Annotated in this window: 3 protein-coding genes; all 3 read right to left on the reverse strand. The window is 40.6% G+C overall.

Features of this window, described 5'->3' with window-relative positions; genetic code table 11:
• On the reverse strand, positions 1-660 hold a 660-nt coding region (locus AC075J_RS17805), incomplete at its 3' end, for an Ig domain-containing protein (RefSeq protein WP_476390566.1).
• Positions 661-1124: 464 nt separating this feature from the next.
• The gene (locus tag AC075J_RS17810; protein WP_118569090.1) at positions 1125-2276 is read right to left on the reverse strand and encodes a double-cubane-cluster-containing anaerobic reductase; all 1152 of its coding nucleotides are present in this window, start codon (positions 2274-2276) and stop codon (positions 1125-1127) included.
• Between the two features lie 99 nt (positions 2277-2375).
• Positions 2376-3137 (reverse strand): acyl-CoA dehydratase activase, encoded by a 762-nt coding sequence (locus AC075J_RS17815; RefSeq protein ID WP_118569089.1) that lies wholly within the window; start codon positions 3135-3137, stop codon positions 2376-2378.
• Positions 3138-3458: the final 321 nt, after the last annotated feature.

The following is a 3458-nucleotide window of genomic DNA, read 5'->3' on the forward strand; positions in this document are numbered from 1 at the left end:
TTCATAATTTCCGGCAGGCAGATTCTTCTTATCATCAATGTCCACAGCCGCACAACTTCCGGGCTGCATTTCTTCATCCGTATTTGTATCGAAAATCGGTGCGTAGGAAAAATCAAAATATCTGCTCTGCGGAAAATCAGAGAGATGAAGCGAATCTGTTCCTGCATTATAAAGAAATAACCGCTTACGTGACTGTTCTCCCTCTGCATGAATTCCCAGATTGATCAAAGCAGTACCTGATGTCAGCTCATACTGCTTTATAACAGGTTCCTGCTCACGCTGTGCAACATAAAGGCTCAGTTCCTGTGAAGAAACTCCAATACCATTGTCCGCCTGTACAGTAAAGCTGAAACTCCCTTCCTTCTGCGGTGTTCCGCTGATCACTCCCCCGGAAGACAACGTAAGTCCCGCCGGAAGCTCGCTTCCCTCCTCCAGACTCCAGCTCACATCTGTATCAGCTTCAAGCTGTACCTGATATTCTGTTCCAATCTCTCCATCCGGCAGAACCATATCTGTCAATATGGCAGGAATACTCCCTGTTCCATCACTGAAAGATTCTCCCGCCGAAAAAACTTCCGCCCCGCATACTGTTAACGGAGCTGCTGCTGTCATAATTGCCGATAAAAAAACTGCTGTAAAAATTTTGTAATTACTTTTCATTCTTCTCCTCCAGATAATAAAATATAAAAGTATCAATTTACCTAATTAATATTAATATACCACTGGACGGGAATGTTTCTGTAATTACGGAATGACATGTTGTCTAATGGTCATGAATATCAGAAAAGCCCTGTCCGCCGGAAAAATTCATCCCACAGAGAGAGCTTCTGTTTTCTGTCCATATTTTTTAGTTTCTGGTTTATAAATTTGATCAGTCGCTTGTCATTTATTGCTTATACATATTTTTTTCTATAGCAATCCTCGTAAATAATGCATTTAAGACAGTTCAGCAGAGCGCGAAAGACAAGGAAGATATCTGCAGGCGCGCTGACGCACGGCAAAGATATCTGACGCAGGATTTCACACTCTGATGGGCTGGATTAAGATGCATTATTTCAAAGGATTGCTATAATAAAATACATACAATTCGACATTTTTCGTATAATCTTATAATACCTTCACAGTTATAACATTTCTATCAGAGCCGCAATACGTGTATTTAGCTGTCCAACATCAGACTGAGAATAATCTGTCTCCACATGCAGATAAGGAATCTTTTTCTCTTCTCTTACAAATCTGCCAACTTTACCGGCTTCCACATTATAAGTATGACAGGCCTGAAGAGTCATTTCCACAACAGCTTCTACCTGATACTCATCGATCAGTTCATTTAACAGTTCAAAACGGTTCGGATTCGGAGTCATAACAGAACAGCCGATATTCAGATAACGTCTTGCAATTGCTTCGTAAATATCCGGATCATTTTCATCAATCAGTCTGTCTACGCTCTTTGCACCGGAGCAGTTTTCAAAAGCAACTACCACACCGCCATTTTCTTCAATTGCTTTTACTACTTTCATGGTAGCTCCGCCCATTGGACATCCGGTGATCAGAATACGATGTTTCTTTCCTTCGTTTTTGCCTGCTGCATATTCTTCTTTCAGCTTCACTGTCAGTGCATCAATCTCTGCCGGGACTTTGGAACGGTCAAACTTAAAGGTAGTTCCATACAATACATTATAAAGATTCTCACCCTTCATTGGAGCCGGATCCTGTTTCATCAGTTCATAGAAATCTTTCAAAGCACGACGTCCCTCATTGCTGATGCGGACTGCCTCACGAAGCTTCTCCTCTGTGATCTCCACCTCAAATTTCTTCTCCAGATATTCTTTGAAACGGATAATCTCACTCTTCCAGTACTGAAGTGCAGCCTCTGTCTGTTTATGAGGAAGCTCCAGAATAAATACATCCTTAAATTCGGACATAAATTCATACATTTTTTTCTTTCCGTCACAGGTAGTCTCACCAACTACAACATCTGAAAAATAAAAGAATGGACATTTATCTGTCACTGCAAACCCATAACTGGCCTTGATCAGTGGACAGAGATTTTTCGGCAATGTCTGCTCGGCTACCGGGATTGTTTCATCAGACATGGAACATAAACCTACAGAAGCAGCTCCCATGGCCATTGCAATCTCCTGTGGAAAATATGTACAGTAAGAACCAATTACCGGGATATTCTGATCCTTAATCTTCTTGATAGCAAGAAATGAATTCTTCCTCTGCTCCGCAAACTCCTCAAATACTTCTGGTAAATCTTTAATTATTTCCATCTTTGTACCTCATCTTTCTATCGTTTTTATATTATTTTTTACTTCTTTCATACCATTCGCCAACTGTTGCAGTCCTTATTATCCTCTACAGTTGATTATTTATTTCTTTTTTTCTCCGGCAAGCAATGATGCCCCAAACGCTCCTGCATATCTTCCGTCTTTCATAGCTTCAACAACACATCCAAGTTTTTCCGAAAGAATTTCTGCAAAATACGGACATTCACTCAATCCTCCCGTAAGGAGCACTGTCCCCGGAAGCTGCTTTCTTCTGGCAAGCTGCGCAACTTTCTCCGCTACAGAATTTACCACTCCCGCAGCTATATCCTCTCTGCTTCGCCCTTCACCAATCATGCTGATTACCTCAGATTCCGCAAATACCGTACACAACGAACTGATCGGTACCACAGTTCCCTGTTCTGCCAGGTCAAACAGTTCCGCAATGGTAACTCCCAGTCGATTCGCCATAATCTCCAGAAACTTCCCGGTTCCGGCAGAACATTTATCATTCATAAGAAAATCCTGGATCATTCCCTGATCTATCAAGATTACTTTCGTATCCTGACCACCTACATCAATAATTGCACATTCATTTCCCGCCAGTTCTCTGCCACCTCTTCCATGACAGGTAATCTCCGTAATCACAAAATCCGCATAATCCACAGCTACACGCCCATATCCTGTAGCTGCTACACGAACCCCTTCACTCATTACATCAATCCCCTGATCCAGAAGCCTTGAAGCAATCTCCGAAGCCGTCTCCTTACTGCTCCACCCTGTAGGCAGCACAAATTTCATTTCCCTGTCACCAGTCACAACTGTCTTCGAAGCAGTCGAACCAATATCAATTCCAACATAATACAACTTTTCTCACCTGCTTTTTTTGGTATTTTTATCCATTCTGTTTACTGTAACTTCTATTATACCCTTTCCCATTAATAATCAAAAATTCAAAAATACAATAAAAGCAGGAGATTTATTTAAAAAAGCTATAAATGATTTTTACCCCACGAACAAGCAATGACACACGACAGATAATGATAAAATCCTCTTTATAAATTTATCTGGTAAAATCAAGACACAATAAATTTTTTTGTTACATTTCCATTATAGCAGAAAAGAAAAACCAGTAACGTTTCGGGTATATGTCAAAACATTACTGGTCTTTTTTATAAGATTATTCCA

The sequence above is a fragment of the Blautia sp. ZXY-1-C6 genome (assembly GCF_056339875.1).